Raw genomic sequence first — 25,503 nt, 5'->3', positions numbered from 1 at the left:
TGAAATTATGGACTGTTGCTAACTTAGTTTTAACAATACTTTAATCTTTGGTTGCTTTAATGATTTTGAACTAACTCTATATTTGTAAATATCAATTTTTACCAATAATGCGTATCACACCAATACTGTTTTCTTTAGTTTTTGTTTTGGGCTTAAGCTGTAACAGCTCTAAAGGAGCATCTATGGCATCTTCTAAAATGAGCAAGAATGAGATACAGCAAACGCTAGAAAATAGCAAATGGGTTTTAACAACTTTAAACGGTGCGGCTGTAGAAGGTAAGCTTATCGAAGGGCAGCAGATTTATTTTACTCTAGATGCGGAGACGCATAGGATTAGCGGAAACGCTGGTTGTAATACTTTTACAGGACGTTATACAATAGAAGAAGGATATCGTATTCAATTTTCAGAATTGGCTACAACAGAGATGATGTGTTTAAAGTCTAAAATAAATGAATCTCAAATTTTAGCCGTTTTTAATACAGCGCAAAATTATACCTTAAACGCTAACGTGTTAACGTTAAGTGTAGGGAAGAGAGCGTCATTAGCAACTTTTAATCTTAGTCATTAATGCATTCACTTCGTAGCAATAGACATCGGTTTTTAACCGATATAGGACTTTTAATCTTAAGAGTGTTTTTAGGATTAGGCATGTGTTTTGGCCATGGTATTGGCAAGTGGAATACCTTGTTTAGTGGTGAGGAATTGCGTTTTGCAGATCCGTTTGGTGTGGGAGTTTTACCTTCATTAGTTTTGGCTGTTTTTGCAGAAGTAATTTGTAGCCTATTGTTAGTGCTCGGTTTGGCAACACGTTGGGCTTTAATCCCACTAATTGTTACCATGCTTGTTGCGGTTTTTATAGTTCATATTGGAGATGGATTTGGAGTGATGGAGAAAGGACTTTTATATGGTGTTGGCTATATAACTTTACTTTTAACCGGTCCAGGACGGTTTTCAATAGATGCCTTTATAGGGCGTAATACCTAAGACTTCAACGTGTTTTAAGTCTGAAATAATGAGGTGCTTGACGCTTCGATTATGAAAAACATAATCGTTTTACTATCTTGTTAAGATAAAAGTACTTTGGAAATTGTAGCTAAAGTGCACTTCATTAAGAAATAAATAAAATAATTAATCAATGAGATATGGATTAAAAAAGGACTGCAATTCAGTTATTTTTAAAATCTCGTTATCTTATCTTTGGAATTAACCAATAAAGTATCAAATCAATATTTATGATCAGAAGAGTATTTCTCACCCCATTTCAGAAATTCGTTCAATTTGAAAGTTTCAGTGGTATTTTGCTATTGCTCGCCACTATTATCGCATTAGTCTGGGCTAATTCTCCGTTTGGTGATATTTATAGAGATCTTTGGCAATATGATGTCGGAATCGTTACTGAAAGTTTTGAATTTAAAAAACCTTTAATTCTTTGGATTAACGATGGCTTAATGGCAATTTTCTTTTTCCTTATCGGTTTAGAAATAAAACGAGAACTGCTTATTGGAGAATTAAATTCACCTAAAAAAATAGCCTTTCCTTTAGTTGGGGCTTTAGGGGGAATGATTGTTCCTGTATTATTTTTCCTATTGATTAATCAAAATCCTGAAACAACAAAAGGATGGGGAATCCCAATGGCTACTGACATAGCCTTTTCATTAGCTATTTTAAATGTTTTAGGAAACCGTGTGCCTTTAAGTTTAAAGGTGTTTTTAACAGCTTTTGCAATTGTAGATGATATTGGGGCGGTACTTGTAATTGCCATATTTTATAGTGGTACCATTAAAATTTCCTTACTCCTTATAGCAGCAGCTTTATTGGCCTTTTTATATGTGTTATCTTATAAAGGAATTTATTCTAGATTCTTGTTGTTTTTCTTAGGTATCGCTGTATGGTTTTTATTCTTAAAAGCAGGATTACACCCAACGGTGGCAGGGATCTTATTGGCCTTTTCTGTGCCAATTCGTCAAAAGATTAAGACCGCGACTTTTGTAGAGCAGTTAGAACGAATCTTTATACGTATAAAGAAAGCGAGTATACTGAAGGCGCCTATTTTGTCTACAGAACAAATTCAACTGATTGACGATTTAGACGATTGGTCGGCTAAATTTCAGTCGCCATTACAGCATTTAGAACACAATTTACATGGATGGGTGGCCTATTTCATTATCCCAATATTCGCCTTAGCCAATGCAGGGGTGCTTATCAGTGGATCAGAAGGTTTAGATACGGCCTTAGTGATTAATATTATCATCAGTTTAATTTTAGGAAAAGGGATTGGAATTACCCTAATTGTATTTATAGCAAAAAAAATTAAGCTTATTGAAGTGCCAAGTGATATTAAATTTATTCAAATTATAGGTGTTGCTTTCTTAGCCGGAATCGGGTTTACGATGGCTATTTTTATTGCAAGTTTAGCCTTTGCGTCATCACCAGAATATGTAGATTCGGCAAAAATAGGAATCCTTATCGGCTCCTTTATTTCTGCAATTGTTGGTTATGTTATTCTGCATTTAACCTCGCCCAAAAAGATTGAAGAAGTCGTTTAAAACCTGACGAACAAATTATAGTTAAAAGCTTGTATATATTGTGTACAGGCTTTTTTTATGGTCTAAAGTGTTTTAACAAATTGTTAACTTCGTTTAGTTCGGCTAGTACCGAACCAATTGGTATATTTGCAAACTGAATGATGTGGATGTTGTATTTTTTTCATATCCATAACAAGAAATTAGTGAACAATGACGAATACTATTTGTAAAGAAAAAATGGCCTTAGTTGAAAAGCTAGGGGTGCATTTAGAAACAAGAGAGCAGTTGGCTCCTGTTGCTGCAAGAATTTTATCTTATATCATTCTCACCGGTAAAAAAGGGGTCACCTTTGAAGATATGGTGAATATTCTGTGTGCGAGTAAGAGTACCATTTCTACACATTTAAACCATCTTCAAGATCTTAAAAAGATTGTGTACTTCACCAAAACGGGAGATCGTAAGAAGTATTTTATTATCAATAAGGATTCCATACTTCAGCACATTGATAATATGGTGAAAGAATGGGAAGACATCAAAGGCTTACACTTAGAGATTAAAAACTATAAGGATACCATTAATCAGCAACTTGAAGACGGAGATGAAGATCGGTTTGATTTAAATTTTCATAACGATTATATCGCCTTTTTAGATGGGGCTACCACCTCGATAAAAGAATTAAAAACTAAAATAATAACGAACCATATTACCATTTAAACCTTATAAAAAATGAAAAAGAATAATTTATACTCAATTTTAGCACTCGGTGTATTTTTCCTTGTTTTAAGCTGTGGAGACAAAGAAGGACAAGCTGCTGCCGCTACTCAAGCGCCACCTCCAACCATTCCTGTGACGCTATTACAAACTAAAACCGTAACGGGTTATAAAGAATACCCTACCACGATTGAAGGTATTGTAAATAGTGATGTTAGAGCAAAAACATCGGGTTACATTCAAGATGTTTTAGTTGATGAAGGTCAAAAAGTACGCAAAGGACAAGTGTTGTTTAAGTTAGAAACACAGTCTTTAAATCAAGATGCAGGTGCCGCAAAAGCACGTATTAATGTGGCTCAAGTTGAGGTGGATAAGTTAATTCCATTAGTTGAAAAAAACATTATTAGTCCTGTGCAATTAGAAACAGCGAAGGCCAATTTAGCACAAGCTAAGGCGAATTACAGTGGGGTAGCGGCTAATATTGGGTATGCAACCATTAAAAGTCCTATTGACGGATACGTTGGTGCTATAAACTTTAGAGAAGGGACTTTAGTTAGTCCTAGTGATGCTTCACCATTAACAACAGTAAGTGAAATTGATCAAGTATATGCTTTCTTTAGTTTTAATGAAGCGCAGTACATTAATCATCTGCAACAATCCGAAGGGAAAACTAAGGCCGAACGTATTAAAAATTCGCCAGATTTAACTTTGATTTTAGCGAATGGTAAAGAATACTCTGAAAAAGGCCGTATTCAAACTAGTACAGGTCAAGTCAACCAAAGTACAGGAACCATTAAAATTAGAGCCGCTTTTGATAACCCTAATGAAATATTAACCAATGGAAATAGTGGCAAAATAAGATTCCCTATCACGTATAAAGATGCTATTGTTGTTCCACAAAGTGCTACGTTTGAGCAACAAGGAAATGTGATGATTTTTAAATTAGTAGCCGATAATAAAATTGAAACCTCAATTATTAAAGTTCAAGGTACTGTAGATAATTTATACGTTGTAGCATCGGGCCTAAAAGCAGAGGATAAAATTGTGGTTTCTGGAGTTGGAAAACTACGTCCTGGAATGGTGATTACGCCACAAGAAACACCGTTTGAAGAGGCTATTGAACCTATCGAGACTTTATTTAGAAACTAATTAACGAACAAACTTAGTAATTATGTTAAAAACATTTATTGAAAGACCTGTGCTTTCAACAGTCATCTCTATTATTATAGTTTTGCTTGGCGTTATTAGTATCACCAGCTTACCTATTGAAGAGTACCCAGATATTGCTCCACCAACCATTAAGGTTACTGCAAGTTATACCGGAGCAAATGCCGAAACGGTTTTAGAAAGTGTTATCATTCCTATTGAAGAACAAATAAACGGAGTTGAGGGAATGACCTACATTACCTCTACGGCGTCTAACACCGGAACTGCAGAAATTACGGTGTATTTCGATCAAGAAATGGATGCGGATATTGCGGCGGTAAACGTGCAAAACCGTGTAGCGAGAGCAACCCCATTATTACCTTCAGAAGTTACACAAACCGGAGTTATAACACAGAAGCAAGAAACAAGTGCTTTGATGTTTATTTCCATGTATTCTGAAAGTGAAAATTACGACGCCACGTTTATTCAGAACTATTTAAAGATAAACGTCATCCCTGCTATGCAACGTATTGGAGGTGTTGGTGATGTAAGTTTATTTTCGCAACAAGATTACGCGATGCGTATATGGTTAAACCCTGAAAAATTAGCAGCTTATAACCTTATACCTTCCGATGTTTCTGCCGCTTTAGCAGAACAAAATTTAGAAGCTGCAGCAGGATCACTAGGGCAGAATAATGGAGAATCCTTTTCGTACACTTTAACTTATAGTGGACGTTTTAAAGATGAAGCACAGTACAGTGATATTGTTATCAAAGCCTTAGGGAATGGTGAATTTTTGAGATTAAAAGATGTTGCTACTATTGAATTAGATGCGCAATCTTATGCGTCAAATGCTATGAGTTTAGGACATCCAGCAGTTTTTATGGGGATTTTTCAAACTAAAGGTTCTAATGCCCAGGAGATTATTGAAAATATTAAAACAACCTTAGAAGATGTAAAAGCAGATTTACCTGAAGGTTTAGATATCTTTGTGCCTTATGATACCAGTTTATTCTTGAATGCATCTATAGATAAAGTAGTACATACGTTATTAGAGGCCTTCTTGTTGGTGTTCTTAGTGGTATTCATCTTTTTACAAGATTTCCGCTCTACGTTAATTCCGGCCATTGCCGTTCCGGTATCTATTATCGGTACCTTCTTTTTCTTGAATGTCTTTGGTTATTCCATCAACTTATTAACACTATTTGCGTTAGTTCTTGCCATTGGTATTGTGGTGGATGATGCTATTGTGGTAGTGGAAGCCGTGCATGCTAAGATGGATGAAGGAGAACACAATCCGAAAAAAGCAACCTTAACAGCCATGAATGAGATTTCTGGTGCCATTATATCCATTACCTTGGTTATGGCAGCGGTATTTATTCCTGTGACGTTTGTAACCGGACCTACGGGGGTGTTTTATGAGCAATTTGGGGTAACCTTAATTATTGCCATTCTTATTTCAGCCGTAAACGCTTTAACCTTAAGTCCTGCCTTATGTGCTTTACTCTTAAAAGAGCATAAAGAAGATGAAGAATTAAAAGGAAAAGGGCCATTAAAACGTTTTTATACCTTATTCAATCGTGGTTTTAATGCTACTATAGAACGTTACGGAAGATCGCTTCAGTTTTTATACCGAAGAAAATTTGTATCTGTATTGCTTTTAATTATTGCAGGTGTGGGAATCTATTGGGCATCGACTACAACGCCAACAGGATTTGTACCGAATGAAGATAGAGGAATCATCTTTGCAAATATTGAATTGCCTGCAGGGGCCTCTTTAGATAGAACAGATGCCGTAACTAGAAAACTATACTCCAAAATAGAAAATATGGAAGGGGTTGTTGGTGTTAACTTTATTAAAGGACGAAGTTTAATTAACGGTGCAGGATCTAACTTCGGAATGGGGATTATTAAGCTGGAAGATTGGACTGATCGTGAAGATCCTTCACTTTCTGCTCAGGCCATTACCGGAAAATTATTTGGTGTGGCGGCAGGATTACCAGAAGCAAACATTATTTTCTTCTCTCCACCAAGTATTCGTGGATTTGGTAACTCAGCAGGATTCGAAGTGAATTTATTAGATAAGTTTGGGGGCGAATTTAAAGACCTAGATAAAGCGAATAAAGAGTTTGCTATGGCTTTAATGAGCCATCCAGAAATTAAATACGCACAATCGGCTTTTAGTACCAACTATCCACAGTATGAAATGGAAGTTAATGTGCCATTAGCAAAAGAAAAAGGTGTTTCTGTAAGTAGTATTTTCTCTACTTTACAAGGTTATATTGGGGGAATTTATGCCTCTGATTTTTCTAAATACGGAAAGCAATTTAGAGTTTATATTCAAGCCTTGCCAGAAGATAGAGCGGATGAGAATGCTTTAAATAGCATGTATGTAAGAACAGATTCAGGTGAAATGACACCGATCACTCAGTTTGTAAACTTAAAACGTGTTTATGGACCGCAATCGGTTACACGATTTAATTTATTAAACTCTACCAGTATTTCTGGAGCAACTAACGACGGGTTTAGTACAGGTGATGCTATTAGAGTTATTGAGGAAGAAGTCGCAAAATTACCAAGTAATTATACTATTGCTTATTCAGGATTAACTAGAGAAGAAGTAAGTGCGGGGAACCAAACGACCTTTATATTTATCTTAAGTATTCTGTTTGTTTATTTCTTATTAAGTGCTCAGTACGAGAGTTATTTACTACCATTTGCAGTGGTATTATCGCTGCCGTTTGGTGTCTTTGGAGCCTATATAAGTACGAAGTTTTTAGGATTAGAAAACAACATCTATTTCCAAATTGCCTTAATTATGCTTATTGGGTTATTAGCTAAGAATGCAATTCTTATTGTAGAGTTCGCACTGCAACGTCGTAAAAATGGCGAGAGTATTGTGGATGCAGCAATCCATGGTGCTAAGGCACGTTTACGTCCTATTTTAATGACCTCTTTCGCTTTTATCTTAGGACTAATGCCATTGGTATTAGCTAAAGGTGTAGGTGCAGAAGGAAATAATTCTATCGGAACAGGAGCCGCAGGAGGGATGTTAATCGGAACCTTATTAGGAGTCTTCGTTATTCCAATATTATTTATATTATTTCAGTGGTTGCAAGAAAAAGTTTCAGGCCAACCCGCAGTACAAACTATTGAAGATTAAGAATTATGACAGGAATTATAAAACATAAACATTTCAGTAAAGGTGCTTTATTATTAGTCGTGGCATTCACATTACAAAGTTGTTTTGTAGCAAAAGACTATGTAAGGCCAGATTTAGATCTTGAAACAGAAGCGCTTTATAGAACAGAGAATCTGCCTACCGATAGTGTCTCTATCGCAGAGGTTTCTTGGAAAGATTTATTTACAGATCCTTACCTTCAACAGTATATCGAAGAAGGGCTGCAGAATAATATGGATGTACGTATTGCCATTCAGCAAATGATTGCGGCAGAAGCGTACGCCAAACAAGGTAAGGCAGGATTTATGCCAACCTTGAGTGTAGGGCCTAATTACACGCATCAAGAATATTCTGAAAATAGTCAGTTTGGTACTATATTTAGCGGTGGTTTAGATACCTATGATATCACGGCCAATTTATCTTGGGAAGCCGATGTATGGGGAAAAATAAGATCCGGGAAGCGTGCGTCGCAAGCGGAGTATTTGCAAAACGTTGCGGCACATCAAGCGGTGAAAACGCAACTGATTTCTAGTATTGCGAATACCTATTACAACCTCTTGGCTTTAGATGCCCAGTTAGAAGTGACTAAAAAGACCATTGAAACAAGAGCAAGTGGTGTAGAGACTATCAAAGCGTTAAAAGACGCCGGACAAGTAACTCAGGTTGCAGTAGACCAAAATATAGCGCAGTACAATAGTGCTAAAGCCTTACAGGTTGATATTGAAATGGCCATTTTTAAAGCTGAAAATACGTTGAGTATTTTGTTAGGAAGAACGCCTCAGGAGTTAGAAAGAAGTCCTTTGCAAACGCAAAAGATAGATCAAGAACTGACATTAGGAGTGTCAACATTATTGTTGCGTAATCGTCCGGATGTCATGGCGGCTGAATATTCTTTAATTAAGAATTTTGAGCTTACCAACGTAGCGAATAGTAGCTTCTATCCTTCATTAACCTTAACAGCTTCTGGAGGGCTTCAAAGTTTAGAATTAGATAATTTATTAAGTGCCAATTCGCTGTTTGCAACGGTGGTTGGGGGATTAACACAACCTTTGCTTAATCAAAGAAAATTAAAAACTCAGAAGGAAGTGGCCTTAGCCAATCAAGAAACGGCGTTGTTGAATTTCAAAAAGACCTTATTAGTGGCCGGAAGTGAGGTTTCTAATGCCTTATATGCTTATAAAGCTGAAACGAAAAAGTTTGAATTCAGAAAGAATGAAGTTGAAGCCTTGCGTATTGCAGAAGCCAATTCAGAAGAATTACTTAAAAACGGTTATGCCAACTATTTAGATTTATTAACAGCAAGACAAAGTGCCTTAAGTGCAGAGCTTAATAGCATTGATAGCCAATTACAACAATTAGTTGCGGTCGTAGATCTTTACGAAGCTCTAGGTGGAGGTTGGAAATAATCTTGAATTAAATTCTTGACGCTTTGTAAATTGTCCATACAGCGGAAAATATGTTGAACAGTATTATTCCTATCTTTAAAAATTACGGTGTTAGAAGTACCACAATGGCGGATATTTCTAATCATCTCGGTATTTCCAAAAAGACCCTGTATGTGCATTATAAGAGTAAAGAAGATTTGGTTGAAAAAAGTGTCGATTTTATTTTTGAAGGGCATCATGCCGTTTTTAATAAAATTTTAAATCGCGAAATTTCACCCTTAAAAAAAGTCATTTTAATGTATCGTTATGGAATTCGTCAACTCTCGACGAATTCCACTACGTTTTACATAGAATTGAAAAAATACTATCCTAAAGCCTTTAAGCGCTACCAACACGAACGTGATTATGTCACCTTTACCATTGTTTTAAATTTATTAAAAGAAGCGCAAAAATCTGGCGATATTGTGGCTTCCGTAGACCTAAGGTTATTTTGTCTGCTCAACATTTATAAAATAGATGTACTACTTCTTAATCGCGAATTAACCCAAGAATATACCTTAGCGCAAATTGTAGACCACCTTGTGGTGTTTAATCTAAAAGGCATTTTAGAAGCTAAGCGCAAGCTATAAGTAATGCTATAAATTCTTCTTAAGTGTAGCTTTAAAACCTTATTATTGCTTAGGAGAAGGCATCCTTTATCCGTTTAAATTTTAGTTATTATGATAGAGTTTATAAGTACCTATAAAAATTTAATTCTTTACGTTCTGGCGGTTATAGCCGCTGTGATTCTACTGCGTTTATCAACAAAGTTTATCATAAAGTGGTTAGTAAAAAAGGAAGCCAAACGCTTACCCGATGCTCCTGTGAGATCTATGAAATTAGTGCGGATTACGCTCAATCTATTATGGTTAATTTTAGGGATTATAGCCTTGAGTGCCGTTTTTGTAGATAGAGACAAAGATCAGCTATTGATTAATTATTTTAAGTTGGCCAGTTATATTGGCGCGGTAACAGTAATCACTATTATTACGGCTACCGTTTGTAATATGTGGTTTAAGCATCGTATTGACGAAAAGGTTACTCACGATTTTGATCCTACAACCTATAAGTTTCTTAGGTATGTGTCCGTGTTTGTCATTTGCTTTATCGGTTTGTTATTTACATTAATGGCCTTTCCATCCTTAAAAGGCGTAGCGCAAACGGCCTTAGGTGGCGCAGGTGTTTTAGCTTTAATTGCAGGGGTGGCTTCTCAAGAGGCTTTATCCAATTTAGTAGGAGGTATTTTTATCGTGTCCTTTAAACCCTTTAAAATAGGTGATGTTATAAAAATAACAGATACGATGGTAGGAACGGTGACGGATATTACGTTACGCCATACGGTAATCAGAAATTTCGAGAATAAAATGATCGTGATCCCTAATGCAGTTATAAATAAAGAAAAATTAATTAACTACGATTTAGGAGAATTGAAGTGTTGCGAGCATATTGAACTCGGTATTACCTATAGCAGTGATGTGACCTTGGCAAAAAAAATACTACAGGAAGAATGCGAAAATCATCCGTTAATTCATGATAACCGATCTGAATCAGACAAGCAACTAGGCAAACCCATCGTGAAAACGGCCTTAACAAAATTCAATGATTCTTCTGTAGTGATTAGAGCTTGGGCTTGGTCTTCAAGTTTTGGGAATTCATTCACCTTAAAATGCGACGTTTATGAAAGTGCAAAGAAGCGCTTTGAAGCCGAAGGTGTTGATTTGGCCTTCCCAACTCGGACTATTTATATGGTTAATGATGAGAAGACTACCTCAGATAATGAAATAAGGTCTTAAAAGTAACAGAAGCAAAACCTCAGCGTTTAAGCGTTGTACAAGCTATTTCGGTAATAATAAGTACGAAAAACAAATATGGCGATAAAAGCTTAATTAGTTATTTAATAAAAAAACGCTTGTTATTTAAGAATTTGTTATTTTTACGGCAAAATTATATGTAATTCTAAAAATAAGATACGCATAAATGGAAAATTCAAAAAAGGAGTTAAAGGTTAAAAAGAAGGCTGTGCCTTTAAAAGGAATGATGGATAACGTCATGGAGCAATTTAACAGTGCTGCTGATCACATCAACCTACATCCAAACATTAGAAAAATATTAAGCATTACCAACAACGAAATTTTAGTTAATTTCCCAGTGAAAATGGATAATGGTAATGTTGAAGTTTTTACAGGGTATAGGGTACAACATAATGGCGCTTTAGGTCCTTATAAAGGCGGCTTGCGTTATCACCCTACGGTAGATTTAGATGCGGCTCGTGCGTTAGCTATGTGGATGACATGGAAAACCTCATTAGCAGGTTTACCTTATGGTGGTGGTAAAGGAGGGATAAAAATAGATCCGTCTTTATATTCACAATCAGAGCTAGAACGTATTACACGTCGTTTTACTTACGCTCTTGCGGATAATATTGGACCAGAGCATGATATTCCAGCGCCAGATGTTAATACTAACAGTCAGACCATGGCTTGGATTGCCGATACTTATATGAGTACAAGACCACCAGCCTTGCGCAGTGCTAACCAACATGTTGTCACCGGTAAGCCCGATGGAAGTGGTGGACTAGAAGGACGTGACCGTGCAACGGGATTTGGGGTTTATTTAACCATTAAATTCTGGGCAGAGCGAAATGACATGGACTTAAGCGGAAAACGTTTTATTGTTCAAGGTTTTGGTAATGTTGGCTATTGGGCTTCGCTTTTCTTAGAGCAAGACGGGGCTAAATTAGTTGGTGTGCAAGACGCTCAAGGGAGTATTGAAAACCAAGAAGGTATTGACGTTGAAAACCTGTTTAGCTACACACAAAAGAAAGGTGGAACTGTGATGGATTTTCCAAAGTCTCAACTTGTAGATAAGAATGATTTCTTCGCTATTGACTGTGATATTTGTATTCCAGCAGCATTAGGAAATCAAATTACTAAAGAGAATGCCCCACGTATTAAGGCGAAATTAATTGCTGAGGGAGCTAATGGGCCTACAAACGTTGAAGGAGAGAAAATTCTTTTAGAGCGTGGGATTATCATTATTCCAGATATTTTATGTAATTCAGGAGGGGTAATTGGTAGTTATTTTGAATGGTTACAGAATCGAAGTGGTGAAATTTGGCATTTAGAAGAAGTTTTAGAAAAGCTTCGTAAAAAATTAAATGGCTCTTTCAATCGTGTCTATAATTATGCGCAAAATGAATGTGTAGATTTAAGAACGGCTGCATTCTGTATTGCTATACAACGTATTGAAAAAGCATATATTCAACGTGGTATTTTCCCATAAATAGATCGGGTATTGGCCTTCTTTATTAAGGTTGAGCTGCACAAAAAATTCAAGTTACATTAGATAAAAATGCTTATAAAATACCACACTACGAGATATTGTAGTGTGGTATTTTTTTGTCGTTCAATTTTTATAGTTTAGATTTAGCTTCATGAATTTAAAGCCATGTGAATGCTTTTACCAATAGTGCACGATACTCTCGAAAATAGTCTCTTATCAACATGGCTTTGGCCTTTGGGTCTCGTTCTACTTGTTGGCTATATTTTGTATCGTCTAGCCTGGATTTTCCAGTTTTATTACGCCTCATTTTATAAGAAACCTGTGTTTGCACATGTCTATTTAAAACGAAATCGATTGACGCCGAAACAACTTTCTATCTTACAAAAAGAGAGTACGTTTTATAACCGATTAGCAAAGGAAGAACAGGCGTATTTTCATCACAGAGTAGCGACATTTATTAAGGAAAAAGAGTTTGTGGGGCAGTCACATTTGGAGGTTACAGAACAAATGCGAGTAACGATTGCAGCAACGGCAATTATGCTAACATTTGGATTTAAGAATTATTTATTAGAAGTCATTGAAACGGTAATCATTTATCCGCAAATCTATTATTCTGAAATTAATGGGGCGTATCATAAAGGTGAAACCAATCCGAGACATAAGGCTATTGTTTTCTCTTGGGAAGATTTTAAATACGGTTATAAAATAGGAGATGATAATTTAAATCTTGGAATTCATGAGTTTGGACACGCAGTACATTTAAATGCAGCCCAGCGTAATGATATTAGTAGTTTAATATTTAATCAAGGTTTTGTGAATTTAACGCGATACCTTCAAAATAACGAAAGTGTACGGCGTAAGCTCATTGCATCTAAATATTTTAGAGCCTATGCCTATACCAATCAATATGAGTTTTTTGCGGTTCTACTTGAAAATTTTATAGAAACTCCATCCGAATTTAACAAGCAATTTCCGGTGCTTTATAAACTCATCAGACAGATGTTAAACTTTAAGTTTGCGGGCTATTAGTTTTTCTTAGTATGGTGCTCCATAAATATAATTAAAGTGAAAACAAATCGGTAAACCATATTGGTGGCGTATAGAAATATAGGGCAATAAAAAAGGCTCACTTTAATAGTGAACCTTTGGTATATGTTATAGCGTATAAACTTATAATCTAAATACAGCTTGTAAGTGATATTGGTAATGGTTGTTATCATAACCATAAACTGAATTATTAAAGCTGAATTTAGCAATGGTTTGTGCTCTTAGTCCGAATGTTTGATTTCTATCTAGCCAAACTAAAACTCCACCTCCTAAGTTAAACGACATTTTACTTTTCTCAATATGGAAATACCCAAGACCTGCATTAGCATGGATATCGAACCAACTTAAATGACGACCTCGACCGAAAATTAATTCTCTAAAATAATATTTTGCATTGGCATCAAGGGCGAAATAGTTGTATTTTGATTCTGTTAAACTATTATCGATTTTAGGATCACCATCAAAACCATTTATTGAGAATGATTGTTCAATAGCGAAGTTATCGATCCAACTATACTCAATAGCTGCTGAAAGTGGATTTCTAAAGCCCCACTCGCCAGGACTGTTTATTGGAGATTGTGTAGCAATATTATTAAGAGCATTTACTCCGACACTTATTGTCCAATCATCACGGTATCTTTGACCAAAGATAGATAGACTTGCAGAAATAAAAAGTACGGCTAAAAGTGTTTTTTTCATATAAAAATGATTTTGGTCAAAGGTAAACTTTATGTATTATAATACAAACATTGCTGTAAACTTATTGTTTTTTTTGACAAAAAAAAATAAAACGAGATTATTTTGAAATTATGAACGTTTTTTTAGTGATTTTCTATAAAATATTGTTGTGGTTTATGAATCTAATAAGTTGAATGGCTATGATTTAAGGTGGTAGAGTGTAGAGTGAGTCTAAAGGAGAGGAATTACCATGAGTTTTACTGAAAATTTTATCTTTTTAGAATTTTATGGGCTATGATATGCTTTAAATAACTTGTATTAGTAAAGAGTAAATGGAGTCGATTCCCAATAAATTTAAGAGTGGATTTTAAATAAGTCAATCCCGTTTGTAAACTTCGATTTCGGCTGGTCAATAAATGACATTTTCCTCTATAACGCATGTAACGGTTAGACGAAATTTCTGAGACATCAATAAAATAATGTTTGGCCAATTCAAAATAGGATTGGACGTATTTTAGGTTAAGTAAATTATCCAATAGACGACGGTCCTTATGCATTTTTATGGCTAATATATCGTAAATCGATTTGAGACTACAGGTATTATAGTAATGTCCATGATCATTGAGTTGCCAGCTTAAGATAAGATGGAGGCTTAGGTACTTTAGGTTAGGTAAGGGAATGTTATCAGTGACCATCTTAGTTTGCAAAACGGATTCCACGTCTATAATGGACCAATGCTTTTTTTTAAAGAGTTCCGAGTGAATCTCTACAGCTGCAAGTTCGTGGTCTGAGATTAAGCGATCGAGATGTCTAAAATTTTTCGTTTCATAATTAAAGCCATGGGTTTTAGGATAGCCTGAATCCTTTAAAAGCTCAAAAGCATTTTGAACTTGGTCTTTTTCAACTAAAATATCAATATCTCCAACCATCCGTTCCGCATTATCTTCATAGCAGCCTAAAGCTAAAAGAGCCGTTCCTTTTAAAAATACATGATTAATATGATGTTGTTTTAAAATTTTAGAAATAGCTTGTACTTGCGCTAATATGCTAAGGTTGCGCTGTCTGTTAATGGAAGTGATTTCCTCTAAATAATTTACTAAGTCAGTAGGGAGGATATTTAATAGGTTTTTAGCTTTTAACCTACAGTAAATGGCAGGTAAAACTAATTGTTTGCTTCCTTCTACAACAATAGCATCCCAATTAAAATGTGGATCGCGCAGTTGGTTCGCTAAGGCACTTCTTGGGTGTTCAAAACTCAAGATGTTTGCTATGATTATATGCGTGCTTATAATGGGATTCATAAAGGACGTTAACGGTTAACTCATTTAAAATACAGCAGACTTAAAGCTGTGTAAATAGTGTTGCAACGGTTTCATTAACACTATCCGTATTACTATAGGTTAGTCGATACAATTTAATAGATTTTAGCCAATTTAAAAATTGCTCGGCATGTATAGGGTTCGGTGATATCCAAGAGTCTTCAATAATGGTTTCTAAAAGCACTTTTATTGAGGTTTCTTCGAGTTGTGTTTCAGAGTCGGCTTTATAATTCACCAAAACCATAGCTTTACAGGGATAATGTGTTGCTTTAGGCTGTGAGCAGGGGAGGTATTTTAGTTGACCTTTTGCCTTATTAAAGTTAACAATGTCTATATCTTCAAAGCCGTTTACCAAAGGACGTAAGACTTTAAAAGCCCCTTCTTTTATGGATATGGCTGATGGATTGTAATAGATGTGTTGATCTTCATATAGTAACGGTGAAACATCATCTGCTAATAATTGGAAGCCATGTGTCGCTAATAGGGCCGATAAAGTGCTTTTACCACTGCCAGACTTTCCAACAAATACAATAGAGGAGTGGCCATCTGTAATTGTTGAACCATGAAGGGTTCCTATCCAATCTACTTCTTCTTTGTGATGTATAGTACAAAGTAAGCGCATCATAAATTTGCCCTGAATATGATGGTAATCTGTTTTTAAAACAGAAGTTATAAGTTTTTCATTTTGATACAAAAAGAGCGTATTCTCCTTTAAATAGATATCGAAATTAACATCGTAATATGCGACGTCGGTGGCGTATTGCGCTAGGGCGGGGTGGATGGTCTTTAAAACCAATTCTGAACAAAACGAAATTTTAATGGTCTTCGACGCAATTTGGTAATATTTTACAATTTTCCGCTTTGTGGAATCTAGTGTTCCCGTAGGCTTAAGGGGTAAAGTATATGGGAGGTTGCAATTCTTTAGATACAGGCCTATGTGTTCTAAAAGCTTTGTTCTTTCTGGTTCTGAAAAAACTTCTAAAACTTGAGATGCATACTCTAGCTCCGTATTTGAGGAAAAGTATGTATCTAAAAGTTGTTTATAGTCAGAATGCACAATGCTATAACTATTGGAGATGGCATACCACAAGACCCAATAATCACCAAAGCACATATATAATGTTGGTGCTAAGTGCGTATTCAAAATGTGATCCTTATCCGAACGGGTTTCCTCCAGTTTGAGGAGGGGTTGATTGTGTTTGAGATGATAATGGATTTAAGATCACAAACGTTCCTACCGCCGTTAATGCAGCATATTTACCCATTTTAGAAATGGCTTCCTTTCTTGTAATTTTATCGGTATTGTTATCTTTCTTCATGGCTCTTGCCCTAAATTTTGAGTTCAAAAATAATAATTTAAGCTTAAATTATTGAATTTTTTAAATGTAAGCTTTTACGTTTAAAAATCATAATTAATAAGCCAAAATCAGATGAAGTGGGACTAAAAATCTTATTATCATCCCTCTTTCAATACGGTAATTTGTCGCAATATAGATAATATTGAAATAAATAAAAGCCCCCATATTAATAATTCTATATTTAACCGTTTAAATGTTAAAAGTGACGTTAAAAAGGGGGGCTTTTGTAGCTGTTCTTAGTTTATGATTATCTTTTGAGTTTTACTTTGTGTTTTGTTACTTAGGTCTATGACATAAATACCTTTTACCATATGATTAGTATCTATTGTTTGAACGGATTCATTGATGTTTAATACACGTTGCACTACTTTTCTACCTTGCATATCATATATAGTAGCGGTTGTCTTATTCTTAACCCGACCAGAGATAACAATAGTTTGATCTGCTGTGTTTGTATATATGTTTAATGCTGTTATTGCATTATCTTGTAAGGATAATGTATTGCTTGATAGGTGTAGATAAAAACGTCCTGTGCCAGTAATATTGCTGTTTGGCGTTAAGACGTAATCATTAGTGTTAAGTAAGGTATAACTGTTGGTTACGGTATCTTCTAAATAGACTAAAGTAGACTCTGGTAAATGAGCGCTATCGATATTAAATGTAATGGTCTCACCTTGATTGGTATTTACACCTAATGGAATAGAAACATTACTTAAATTTGTGGTGTTTAAAGATTGTAGCGCTATCGGTAATCCAGTATTGTCTTCTACTAAATGCGAAAATAAAGGATATTGTTCTGGGGTTTGAGCAAATACCGCAGCGTCATAGCCTGGGTCTAATCCTAAGCTCGCATTATCATTAAAGATAAAATTTGTAGAATAGGTTGAGGTACCCGTTAAATTGAGCTTAAAGTACTCAAAGCTATTTGCATCTCTCCCCGCGATATAATCATCATTTCCATTTACGGTACACATTTCGGGAATAAACTCTACATGACCTCCAATCGCATTGGAAACTACAAAAAAACCTTGCCCAGGTGCAATATTAAAGTTTTCATTTATAAAGGTGTCTATAGTTGCAATATTAATAATAGTGAAATTGCCCGTGGTAGGCGCAACTCCATTATAGGTGTTACTGTTATAAGCATAAATAGCCGTAGCTGACGTGTCAAAAATACTAGCGTTATGGCTTAAAAATGCACGTGCATTAATATAGCTCGGGTAAGGGTTACCAATAAGATTCCATGGACTTCCAGAAGCTGGGGTTTCAATTTCTATTGAGATTGTGTTATTGTCTGGCGCACCAGTAAATGTTAAATTCTCACCGCTTGTTGTAGCTACTCTATAACCTTTTCCTTTAGTGAGTTGTTGTGTTCCATTCATTAAGAAATTCTCATAATTCATATTAGCATTGTTGTAAGGTGCAAAAGCGTAATAAGTTCCATTCTCAGCAATTTCGTCAGCATTGCTCCCATTACTAATAAAAGAATCAAAGGTTAATCCTTCAGGCATTAATGGTAATGAAATTAAGTCATTACCAGGATTACTGGTAGCACCGCTTCCTATTGTATTTACAAAGCGTTCGTAATAAACGGGGCCAGAAATTGTACCGTTCGAAATTAAACTTGAATAATTATTTGAATCAGATTTAAGTGTTATGACAGTTGCTGTTAACGTAATTCCTGAGTTTAAAGTTAAGCTAGCACCAGGGTTTACAGTAATTGTATTTACGGAAATAGTATTAACGAGTGTAACATCTCCAGTTGCAATGATAATATCATCGTTAGCAGTCGCTGAACCAATTGGATCGCTTGGCGACCATGTGCCGTTGTAGGTATAGGTTGTTGGTGGACCACACATTGCTGTGTGAGTACCAAGGTTAGAAAATACATCTGTACCTAGGCTAGTCCATTCTGTAGCTAGAGTTGTAAAACTTGTTGAGCCACAGTCAGAAGGATCTATTGATACTCCTTCACATACATCAGTATTTCTAACAAGTGTTTTATTTGCTGTACTGAAACCTCCCGAAGCAGTAAAAGCACTTCCTGGGTCACAGCCAATATTACCAATAATGTCTATAATAATACCGTGTTTTTTAAGCACAACCGTATCATTTCCATTAAAATAACAGACACCAGAATCATAAGCCGTTCCAGTAAATTCTGATGTATTTTGCGCTTGTAAAACAATAACATCACCACTAGCAAGCGTTGTTGGGAAACCACCAGTAAAATCTTCAGTTTGGCTAGCAGATGAATTACCATTAGCATACATTTCAACAGAATAATCAGTCAATGTAATTGTAGTACCAGTGCCGTTGTATATTTCTAAGTATTTATTGTTTCCAGTATTTCCTTCTATATATTCAGAGAAAAATAAATCTGCAGCTCCAACTATAGGCTCAGTAATATCAAAAGGCGAGCTATCAATCGTTGCTAATGCACCGTCATCTGCAGTTAATACTAAACCAGAACCAACTATCGTATGAGTTAGCGTAGAAAAAGTTGCTACACCGCTTACAGCAGTTGCAGTTACTGTCGATCCGGATAATGTTCCTGTCGATGTAATGTCTACATCTAAATTATAATCTGTATCTAAGTTACCATTGGCATCTACACCAGAAACCGTTACAGCAGGACTCATTGCTGCATTTAATTCTGTGTCTGACGCTTGTTCTGAAAACACAAGTTCTGTCGCATCAACATTTATAGTTATATCATTACCAACAACGTCTCCTAATAAGAACGGATCAGCAAGACCTGAACCCGTTATATTAGTTTCAAATCCACTAGCGCTTTCATTTATTTGTAATTGTATAACACTGCCATCTACAATAGCGGTCTCATTTAAGTATAAGCCTAATAAAAACTCTAAAGATGTACCATCTGCTATTACAACAGGACTTCCAAAAGTCAATACAATCTCGGTATCAGTAATACTTGTTGTTGGTGCATAAGACACAGCGTTTTCGTCTGATAACGTAACACCTTGTATATGGTCTGTCCAATCGGCTGTATTATTTGGTCCAGGTACAAAACGCATCGTAGTAATGTTTGTTGGTTCAGTATCACCAGATCCATAATCTTCTACTACAAAACCTAAAGCATCAAATGCTGTTCCACTTGTAGTACTGCTAGCTGCAGTAATTGTCGCAGTAGCGACTTGAGATGTTGGCTCATACACTTCGGTATCTGTGTCATTATTTAGAGCAGCGACAACATTTATGGTGTAATCTTCTATTTCACCATCAGTTGAGCCTGCACAAGGTTCTGGATTTGAGTCGTATTGACAAACTACTCGCATTCTGGTGTTTCCTAATGTTGCGCCTGCAGGAACACTTATTGTTAGTGGACTTAAAGTTGTTGGACCATCCGTTTCATCATTAGCAGTTCCTAATGCATATTCTTCAGTAGAGGTATCAAATGTACCATCTTGATTCCAGTCTATCCAGGCTTTTGCATAAATAGTATATGCCCCATCAGTATTTAAATTCACGGTTAAATCAATATCACTACCTTGTATAGCATCTGTAGATTCTGCCGTAAAATCATCATAACCACTGCCTTGTCCACTGGACTTATTAATAGTTCCAAAGTTTACTAAAGTTATTGAGGTATCAAATGTAGTAGTTCCTGAAACTGTACACCAAGTTAAATCTGGTACAGCATTAGCGGTAACTCCTGAACTCCAAGTTGAAGCTTTACGAGCAAAAACTTCAAAATGATAGGTGGTACCATTTGTTAAACCGGTTACAGTTACCGAAGTCCCTGTACCTTTATAAACAACATACTCACCAGTTCCTAAATCTGTGCCCGAACCAAAGGCAGCATCTGCGGTGTATGCAGCACCATCACCGGTTGGTGTAACCGTTACTGCAGATGTTTCTTTAGCTATGACTAAAATTTCATCATAACAACTACCATTAGTCCATGTTAAATCAATTTCTTCATTACCTTCGTCTGCCGTAAATGCAGTCACATCTGAAGGTGTAGAACATCCTGTTGTAAAACTACCAGTCAAGGCAGGTGTTAAATAGCAGGTGTCAGTAGTATTATATTCATAAACCGCAACATGATAAGTAGTTGCTTCGGATAAGTCAGTAATGCTTACTGAACTCGTTGCAGAATCAGAGTGTACCACATAATTTTCAGTGCCTAGCTGATCACCATATCCAAAAACAGTATCACCTGCATAAGTAGTACCATTTGTAGGATCTTCATCCACAGCTGAACCTTCTTTTACTAGAACTAATACTTCATCACCATCTCCAGACGTCCAGTTTAAAGTTGCAGATGTCGTACCTAAAGCGGTTGTGTTGTAAGCTGAAGCTTGAGTTGTTGGGGCTGTACAAGTCACAGGTATGATGTAAGTAACTGTAAAACTATCTACATAAATTCTATCACCACTATCACTACTTCTTTGATAAAATTCAACTTCAGAAGTTGCTGAGATACCGCTTATTGTATAAGTACTTGTTGCATTTAAGTTTGTAGCAGTGTCTCCGTCAACGGTGTAACCAGCTGGTCCAGTTCTCCCAGAAGCATTCACTGTAATATCGGTTATAGTCACTCCATTATTTGCATAAATCTTAATAGAACCACCTTTAGTTGCGTTTTGGTATAATCTTAGTTGACCGCTGTTTAATGCTGGATTTGATGTTCCCGAGTTTTTGAAACTACCAAAGCCTATATTTGGATCAGAATCAACAGTGATACCAGGTGATGGTACATTTAGTCCAGTTACGCCACCTGAAAAATTATAGGTAACTGTAGTTTGCCCAAACCCAAAACTCCCAATAAAAAGGGTAATTAAAAATAAGTAAATGTGTTTCATGTGTTAATTTGTTTCTAGTTTTTTAAGATGAAATGTAAGTTGTAATTATATTTTTAAAAGAAAAATCTTACAAAATATAACGATATAAGATTATTAAAAATTAAAATACCATAACAAGCTATAAGTATTGTAAATGTGGGGTTGGCAAATGTAATACAAGATTTTTCTAACCATAAAACTTAAATATTACCATAAGATTAACCTTACATTAAATATTTTTAGTACTGGTGAGTTAAGTAGTTTTAAATAAGTGTTTTAATATGTTGTGTTTCCTGTTGCTTATTTTTTAAAGACAGAATAAAGTTAATATGTTCAAAATACTCGTTTGGATAATTTATTAGTAGGGGATTATTCGTTAATAAGAGTGTTTTTAGAGGATTTGTCTTTATATTATATTTTTCTAAAATGTATTTTAACTTACAATGGTAGTGGTGATTAAAAAAATGTAAAGCTAGATCGGTAGATTTTTGGACTATAAAGAGGTTTAGTAATTCGAAAATGATATGTCCAACTTAAGGCGTGACTTGTTTTTATTTCGTTTAATTGCTATTTATAGTAACATTGTCTTGAATTTTATTTTAGATTTGCAAATTATAATCAAATACTCTACTAAAGTAATAGAGTAATGGGTTAATTGATGCTGTCTAAAAACTAATTGCAATTCGGGTCTAATGAAATTAAGTAAACGACATATTGCCAAAACGATAACCTGGCGTATAATAGGGACTTTAGATACGTTCCTGTTGTCTTGGTTTATATCAGGTAATATTGAGTTAGGTTCTCAAATAGCATTTATGGAGCTCATAACCAAGATGGTTCTATATTATTTGCACGAGCGAATTTGGTTTAAATCGAAAATAAAATCGTCTAATAAGCGTCACATACTTAAAACATTTTCATGGCGTGCCGTCGGAACAGTTGATACTTTTGTCTTGGGATGGATCGTAACAGGTAATCCTTTAATTGGATTAAAAATTGGAGGTGCTGAGGTTGTTACAAAAATGTTATTGTATTTTGTACATGAGAAATTTTGGTATCGTATTGATTTCGGTTTAGATAAAAGAAAGAAACGTCAAGAGTTAAAAGATTTAAAAAGCGGGGTATGAGTGAAAACACAGTGAGACATCATTATAAAATCACTAAAGCGGATCGTGAGCAATTAAGAGGACATCGTGCATGTCTTTTGTGGTTTACAGGCTTGTCGGGGTCAGGAAAATCGACTTTAGCGAATTTGGTAGAGGTGGAACTCCATAAACAGGGCCTCTCGACATTTAGTTTAGACGGCGATAATATAAGGCAAGGGATTAATAAAGATCTCAGTTTTGCTCCAGAAGATCGTACAGAAAATATTAGACGTATCGCCGAGATTGGAAATTTAATGGTCGATGCTGGTGTGGTTACCTTGGCCGCTTTTGTGTCGCCTTACCGTAAAGACCGAGAAAACATTAAGGCTATTGTTGGCGCTGAAAACTTTATCGAGATTTACGTGAATACCTCGCTTGAAGAGTGCGAACGTCGCGATGTAAAAGGCTTGTATAAAAAAGCCCGTGCCGGTGAAATAAAAAATATGACAGGAATATCGGCCCCTTATGAAGCCCCGTTGCATCCTGATCTCGAAATTAAAACCGATCATGAGCCGATAGAAACATCGGTTCAAGCTATTTTAGACTTTATTATTCAAAAATTAAAATAAAAAATATGAGTAATTACGTAATTAATCATTTAAAAGAATTAGAATCAGAAGCTATTTTTGTTATTCGTGAAATAGCAGCACAGTTTGAAAACCCTGTATTGTTATTTTCAGGTGGTAAAGATTCAATTCTTCTTACCCATCTCGCAAAAAAAGCATTCTTTCCAGCTAAAATACCGTTTCCTTTAATTCATATTGATACCGGTCATAATTTTCCAGAAACGATTGCGTTTAGAGATGCATTGGTGGAGCGATTAGGAGTAAAACTCATTGTGGGTTCTGTACAAGAAGCTATTGATAAGGGGCGTGCTAAAGAAGAAACAGGAGCTGATGCTTCTCGGAATTCACTTCAAATTGTATCCTTATTAGATACCTTGGAAGACTATAAAGTTGATGCCGCTATGGGTGGTGCGCGACGTGACGAAGAGAAAGCAAGAGCTAAAGAGCGTTTCTTTTCGCATAGAGATGAATTTGGGCAATGGGACCCCAAAAACCAAAGACCAGAATTATGGAACCTGTTTAACGGACGTAAAAATTACGGTGAACATTTTAGAGTCTTCCCAATTTCTAATTGGACTGAAATGGACGTTTGGGAATATATTAAATTAGAAAATATTGAGTTGCCATCATTGTATTTCTCACATCAACGCGATTGTGTTGTTAGAGATGGGGTGATTTTAGCAAATTCTGAATTTATAAAATTAAAAGAAGGTGAAGAGGTTGTAAATATGACTATTCGTTACCGAACTTGTGGCGATATGCCAATTACTGGTGCTGTGGAGTCTACAGCCGATGATTTAGATAAAATTATCGAAGAAATTGCAACAACACGTACCACAGAACGCGGTGGTCGTGCTGACGATAAGCGTGCGGAAACAGCCATGGAAGACCGTAAAAAACAAGGTTACTTTTAAAATATAAATGAAGTTGAAACTTTAGAATTCTACTCGTTTTTATTAGATAACTAAAGGCAAACAACTCACAACAAACAATTATTACAAATGGAATATCAAGATATAGAATTATTACGTTTTACAACAGCAGGAAGTGTAGATGACGGAAAGAGTACCTTAATAGGACGTTTACTATACGATAGCAAATCAATTTTTCAAGATCAACTAGATGCGGTAGAGGCCTCGAGTAAATCTAAAGGTTTTGACTATGTAGACTTATCGTTATTAACAGATGGTCTAAAATCGGAACGCGAGCAAGGTATTACTATTGATGTGGCCTACCGTTATTTTGCAACACCAAAACGTAAGTTTATTATTGCCGATACCCCTGGTCATATTCAGTATACCCGTAATATGGTTACCGGAGCTTCAACAGCTAATCTAGCCATTATTTTAATTGATGCTAGAAAAGGGATGTTAGAGCAAACGCATCGTCATGCTTTTATCGCTTCATTATTACGTATTCCACATGCCATAGTCTGTGTTAATAAAATGGATTTAGTAGATTATAGTGAAGAAGTGTATGCTAATATTGTTTCTGATTTTAAAGCCTTTTCTTCAAAATTAGGGATTAAAGACATTCAATTTATTCCAATCTCTGCTTTAAACGGTGATAATGTCGTAAATCGTTCTGAAAATATGGATTGGTATAATGGTAGTACTTTAATGTACCATTTAGAAACCGTTCATATTTCTAGTGATCATAATTTAGTCGATTGTCGTTTTCCTATTCAATCGGTAATTCGTCCACATACTTTAGAAAATCAAGATTACAGAGGTTTTGCTGGTCGTATTGATGGTGGTGTTTTTAAACCAGGTGATAAGGTAAAATCCTTACCTTCTGGCTTTGTATCTACCATTAAAACAATTGAGCTTAATGGAGAGCAAATTGAAGAAGCATTTGCGCCAATGTCTGTAACCATGACTTTAGAAGATGAAATAGACAACAGCCGTGGCGATATGATTGTACGTGAAAATAACGTGCCAGAAGTGAGCCAAGATCTAGAAGTTTTAGTGACTTGGATGAGTTCAACGCCAATACAAACTCGTACTAAAGTTGTGATTAAGCATACCACCAATGAAACTGTGGGAATGGTTAAAGAACTAAAATATAAGATTGATATCAACACGCTTCATCGCATTGAAGATATTGATAAGGTAGAGATGAATGATATTGCACGGGTATCGATTAGAACGGCGAAGCCTATTTTTTATGATGCTTATAAAAGAAATCGTCAAACCGGAAGTATCATTATTATCGATGAGCAAACTAACGAAACGATTGGCGCAGGGATGATTATTTAATACTGAAACCATTTTGATATAATGTCTCCTTGAGGGGGCATTATTTTTTTA

Annotated in this window: 20 protein-coding genes; 15 read left to right on the top strand and 5 right to left on the bottom strand. The window is 35.6% G+C overall.

The features are described 5' to 3' along the window. The first annotated feature begins 182 nt into the window (after positions 1 to 182). The 11 genes from DFQ08_RS14095 (at position 183) to DFQ08_RS14045 (ending at position 13,299) form a co-directional block, all read left to right on the top strand. Positions 183 to 569, top strand: coding sequence for an META domain-containing protein (locus DFQ08_RS14095; protein ID WP_181858416.1), 387 nt, complete (start codon positions 183 to 185; stop codon positions 567 to 569). Further along, a complete protein-coding gene (locus DFQ08_RS14090; RefSeq protein WP_114310680.1) occupies positions 569 to 985 on the top strand; it encodes a DoxX family protein in 417 nt (138 codons plus the stop codon). The genes DFQ08_RS14095 and DFQ08_RS14090 overlap by 1 nt, the downstream gene beginning before the upstream one ends. Before the next feature lie 248 nt (positions 986 to 1,233). After that, a complete protein-coding gene (gene nhaA / locus DFQ08_RS14085) occupies positions 1,234 to 2,547 on the top strand; it encodes a Na+/H+ antiporter NhaA (RefSeq protein WP_114310679.1) in 1,314 nt (437 codons plus the stop codon). A gap of 189 nt (positions 2,548 to 2,736) precedes the next feature. Continuing rightward, on the top strand, positions 2,737 to 3,240 hold the full coding sequence (locus tag DFQ08_RS14080) for a GbsR/MarR family transcriptional regulator (protein ID WP_114310678.1): 504 nt from the start codon (positions 2,737 to 2,739) through the stop codon (positions 3,238 to 3,240). Between the two features lie 12 nt (positions 3,241 to 3,252). Then, complete coding sequence (locus DFQ08_RS14075; RefSeq protein ID WP_114310677.1) at positions 3,253 to 4,386, top strand: efflux RND transporter periplasmic adaptor subunit; 1,134 nt, start codon at positions 3,253 to 3,255, stop codon at positions 4,384 to 4,386. Positions 4,387 to 4,408: 22 nt separating this feature from the next. Further along, a complete protein-coding gene (locus tag DFQ08_RS14070) occupies positions 4,409 to 7,546 on the top strand; it encodes an efflux RND transporter permease subunit (RefSeq protein WP_114310676.1) in 3,138 nt (1,045 codons plus the stop codon). Positions 7,547 to 7,551: 5 nt separating this feature from the next. Further along, the gene (locus DFQ08_RS14065) at positions 7,552 to 8,970 is read left to right on the top strand and encodes an efflux transporter outer membrane subunit (RefSeq protein ID WP_114310675.1); all 1,419 of its coding nucleotides are present in this window, start codon (positions 7,552 to 7,554) and stop codon (positions 8,968 to 8,970) included. Between the two features lie 50 nt (positions 8,971 to 9,020). After that, a complete protein-coding gene (locus DFQ08_RS14060) occupies positions 9,021 to 9,578 on the top strand; it encodes a TetR/AcrR family transcriptional regulator (RefSeq protein WP_114310674.1) in 558 nt (185 codons plus the stop codon). 90 nt (positions 9,579 to 9,668) lie between these two features. Then, the gene (locus tag DFQ08_RS14055) at positions 9,669 to 10,781 is read left to right on the top strand and encodes a mechanosensitive ion channel family protein (protein ID WP_114310673.1); all 1,113 of its coding nucleotides are present in this window, start codon (positions 9,669 to 9,671) and stop codon (positions 10,779 to 10,781) included. Positions 10,782 to 10,965: 184 nt separating this feature from the next. Continuing rightward, the gene (locus DFQ08_RS14050) at positions 10,966 to 12,270 is read left to right on the top strand and encodes a Glu/Leu/Phe/Val family dehydrogenase (RefSeq protein WP_114310672.1); all 1,305 of its coding nucleotides are present in this window, start codon (positions 10,966 to 10,968) and stop codon (positions 12,268 to 12,270) included. Between the two features lie 186 nt (positions 12,271 to 12,456). Beyond that, complete coding sequence (locus tag DFQ08_RS14045; protein WP_394347189.1) at positions 12,457 to 13,299, top strand: zinc-dependent peptidase; 843 nt, start codon at positions 12,457 to 12,459, stop codon at positions 13,297 to 13,299. Between the two features lie 141 nt (positions 13,300 to 13,440). Here DFQ08_RS14045 and DFQ08_RS14040 read toward each other — a convergent pair whose 3' ends face one another. The 5 genes from DFQ08_RS14040 to DFQ08_RS14025 all read right to left on the bottom strand — a co-directional run bounded on the left by DFQ08_RS14040 (position 13,441) and on the right by DFQ08_RS14025 (position 21,504). Continuing rightward, complete coding sequence (locus DFQ08_RS14040; RefSeq protein ID WP_114310670.1) at positions 13,441 to 14,016, bottom strand: hypothetical protein; 576 nt, start codon at positions 14,014 to 14,016, stop codon at positions 13,441 to 13,443. Positions 14,017 to 14,264: 248 nt separating this feature from the next. After that, on the bottom strand, positions 14,265 to 15,296 hold the full coding sequence (locus DFQ08_RS14035; protein WP_114310669.1) for a nucleotidyltransferase family protein: 1,032 nt from the start codon (positions 15,294 to 15,296) through the stop codon (positions 14,265 to 14,267). Positions 15,297 to 15,336: 40 nt separating this feature from the next. Then, positions 15,337 to 16,458 carry a phosphoenolpyruvate carboxykinase (ATP) gene (locus DFQ08_RS14030; RefSeq protein ID WP_147269482.1) on the bottom strand — a complete coding sequence of 374 codons (1,122 nt, stop codon included), beginning with the start codon at positions 16,456 to 16,458 and terminating at the stop codon, positions 15,337 to 15,339. A gap of 10 nt (positions 16,459 to 16,468) precedes the next feature. Next, positions 16,469 to 16,633: a hypothetical protein gene (locus tag DFQ08_RS16225; RefSeq protein WP_181858415.1), complete on the bottom strand. Its 165-nt coding sequence runs from the start codon at positions 16,631 to 16,633 to the stop codon at positions 16,469 to 16,471. A gap of 275 nt (positions 16,634 to 16,908) precedes the next feature. Next, positions 16,909 to 21,504 carry a GEVED domain-containing protein gene (locus DFQ08_RS14025; RefSeq protein ID WP_114310667.1) on the bottom strand — a complete coding sequence of 1,532 codons (4,596 nt, stop codon included), beginning with the start codon at positions 21,502 to 21,504 and terminating at the stop codon, positions 16,909 to 16,911. A gap of 671 nt (positions 21,505 to 22,175) precedes the next feature. Here DFQ08_RS14025 and DFQ08_RS14020 point away from each other — a divergent pair. The 4 genes from DFQ08_RS14020 (at position 22,176) to DFQ08_RS14005 (ending at position 25,452) form a co-directional block, all read left to right on the top strand. After that, complete coding sequence (locus DFQ08_RS14020) at positions 22,176 to 22,610, top strand: DUF2061 domain-containing protein (RefSeq protein ID WP_114310666.1); 435 nt, start codon at positions 22,176 to 22,178, stop codon at positions 22,608 to 22,610. Then, the gene (cysC, locus tag DFQ08_RS14015) at positions 22,607 to 23,197 is read left to right on the top strand and encodes an adenylyl-sulfate kinase (protein ID WP_114310665.1); all 591 of its coding nucleotides are present in this window, start codon (positions 22,607 to 22,609) and stop codon (positions 23,195 to 23,197) included. Before DFQ08_RS14020 ends, cysC begins: the two co-directional genes overlap by 4 nt. 5 nt (positions 23,198 to 23,202) lie before the next feature. After that, complete coding sequence (gene cysD / locus DFQ08_RS14010; RefSeq protein ID WP_114310664.1) at positions 23,203 to 24,108, top strand: sulfate adenylyltransferase subunit CysD; 906 nt, start codon at positions 23,203 to 23,205, stop codon at positions 24,106 to 24,108. A gap of 87 nt (positions 24,109 to 24,195) precedes the next feature. Beyond that, positions 24,196 to 25,452: a sulfate adenylyltransferase subunit 1 gene (locus DFQ08_RS14005; protein ID WP_114310663.1), complete on the top strand. Its 1,257-nt coding sequence runs from the start codon at positions 24,196 to 24,198 to the stop codon at positions 25,450 to 25,452. The last annotated feature ends 51 nt before the right edge of the window (positions 25,453 to 25,503 follow it).

This window comes from Winogradskyella arenosi, from assembly GCF_003337305.1.
GTDB classification, from domain to species: domain Bacteria; phylum Bacteroidota; class Bacteroidia; order Flavobacteriales; family Flavobacteriaceae; genus Winogradskyella; species Winogradskyella arenosi.
Note: the sequence above shows the minus strand (reverse complement) of the source record. Positions and strands in the feature narration are given on the sequence as shown.

Bases quoted from the DNA above. Each gene is read 5' to 3' on its own strand.
- DFQ08_RS14095 (WP_181858416.1), top strand. From the start codon at position 183: ATGGCATCTTCTAAAATGAGCAAGAATGAGATACAGCAAACGCTAGAA.
- DFQ08_RS14090 (WP_114310680.1), top strand. From the start codon at position 569: ATGCATTCACTTCGTAGCAATAGACATCGGTTTTTAACCGATATAGGA.
- nhaA (WP_114310679.1), top strand. From the start codon at position 1,234: ATGATCAGAAGAGTATTTCTCACCCCATTTCAGAAATTCGTTCAATTT.
- DFQ08_RS14080 (WP_114310678.1), top strand. From the start codon at position 2,737: ATGACGAATACTATTTGTAAAGAAAAAATGGCCTTAGTTGAAAAGCTA.
- DFQ08_RS14075 (WP_114310677.1), top strand. From the start codon at position 3,253: ATGAAAAAGAATAATTTATACTCAATTTTAGCACTCGGTGTATTTTTC.
- DFQ08_RS14070 (WP_114310676.1), top strand. From the start codon at position 4,409: ATGTTAAAAACATTTATTGAAAGACCTGTGCTTTCAACAGTCATCTCT.
- DFQ08_RS14065 (WP_114310675.1), top strand. From the start codon at position 7,552: ATGACAGGAATTATAAAACATAAACATTTCAGTAAAGGTGCTTTATTA.
- DFQ08_RS14060 (WP_114310674.1), top strand. From the start codon at position 9,021: ATGTTGAACAGTATTATTCCTATCTTTAAAAATTACGGTGTTAGAAGT.
- DFQ08_RS14055 (WP_114310673.1), top strand. From the start codon at position 9,669: ATGATAGAGTTTATAAGTACCTATAAAAATTTAATTCTTTACGTTCTG.
- DFQ08_RS14050 (WP_114310672.1), top strand. From the start codon at position 10,966: ATGGAAAATTCAAAAAAGGAGTTAAAGGTTAAAAAGAAGGCTGTGCCT.
- DFQ08_RS14040 (WP_114310670.1), bottom strand. From the start codon at position 14,016: ATGAAAAAAACACTTTTAGCCGTACTTTTTATTTCTGCAAGTCTATCT.
- DFQ08_RS14035 (WP_114310669.1), bottom strand. From the start codon at position 15,296: ATGAATCCCATTATAAGCACGCATATAATCATAGCAAACATCTTGAGT.
- DFQ08_RS16225 (WP_181858415.1), bottom strand. From the start codon at position 16,633: ATGAAGAAAGATAACAATACCGATAAAATTACAAGAAAGGAAGCCATT.
- DFQ08_RS14025 (WP_114310667.1), bottom strand. From the start codon at position 21,504: ATGAAACACATTTACTTATTTTTAATTACCCTTTTTATTGGGAGTTTT.
- DFQ08_RS14020 (WP_114310666.1), top strand. From the start codon at position 22,176: ATGAAATTAAGTAAACGACATATTGCCAAAACGATAACCTGGCGTATA.
- cysC (WP_114310665.1), top strand. From the start codon at position 22,607: ATGAGTGAAAACACAGTGAGACATCATTATAAAATCACTAAAGCGGAT.
- cysD (WP_114310664.1), top strand. From the start codon at position 23,203: ATGAGTAATTACGTAATTAATCATTTAAAAGAATTAGAATCAGAAGCT.
- DFQ08_RS14005 (WP_114310663.1), top strand. From the start codon at position 24,196: ATGGAATATCAAGATATAGAATTATTACGTTTTACAACAGCAGGAAGT.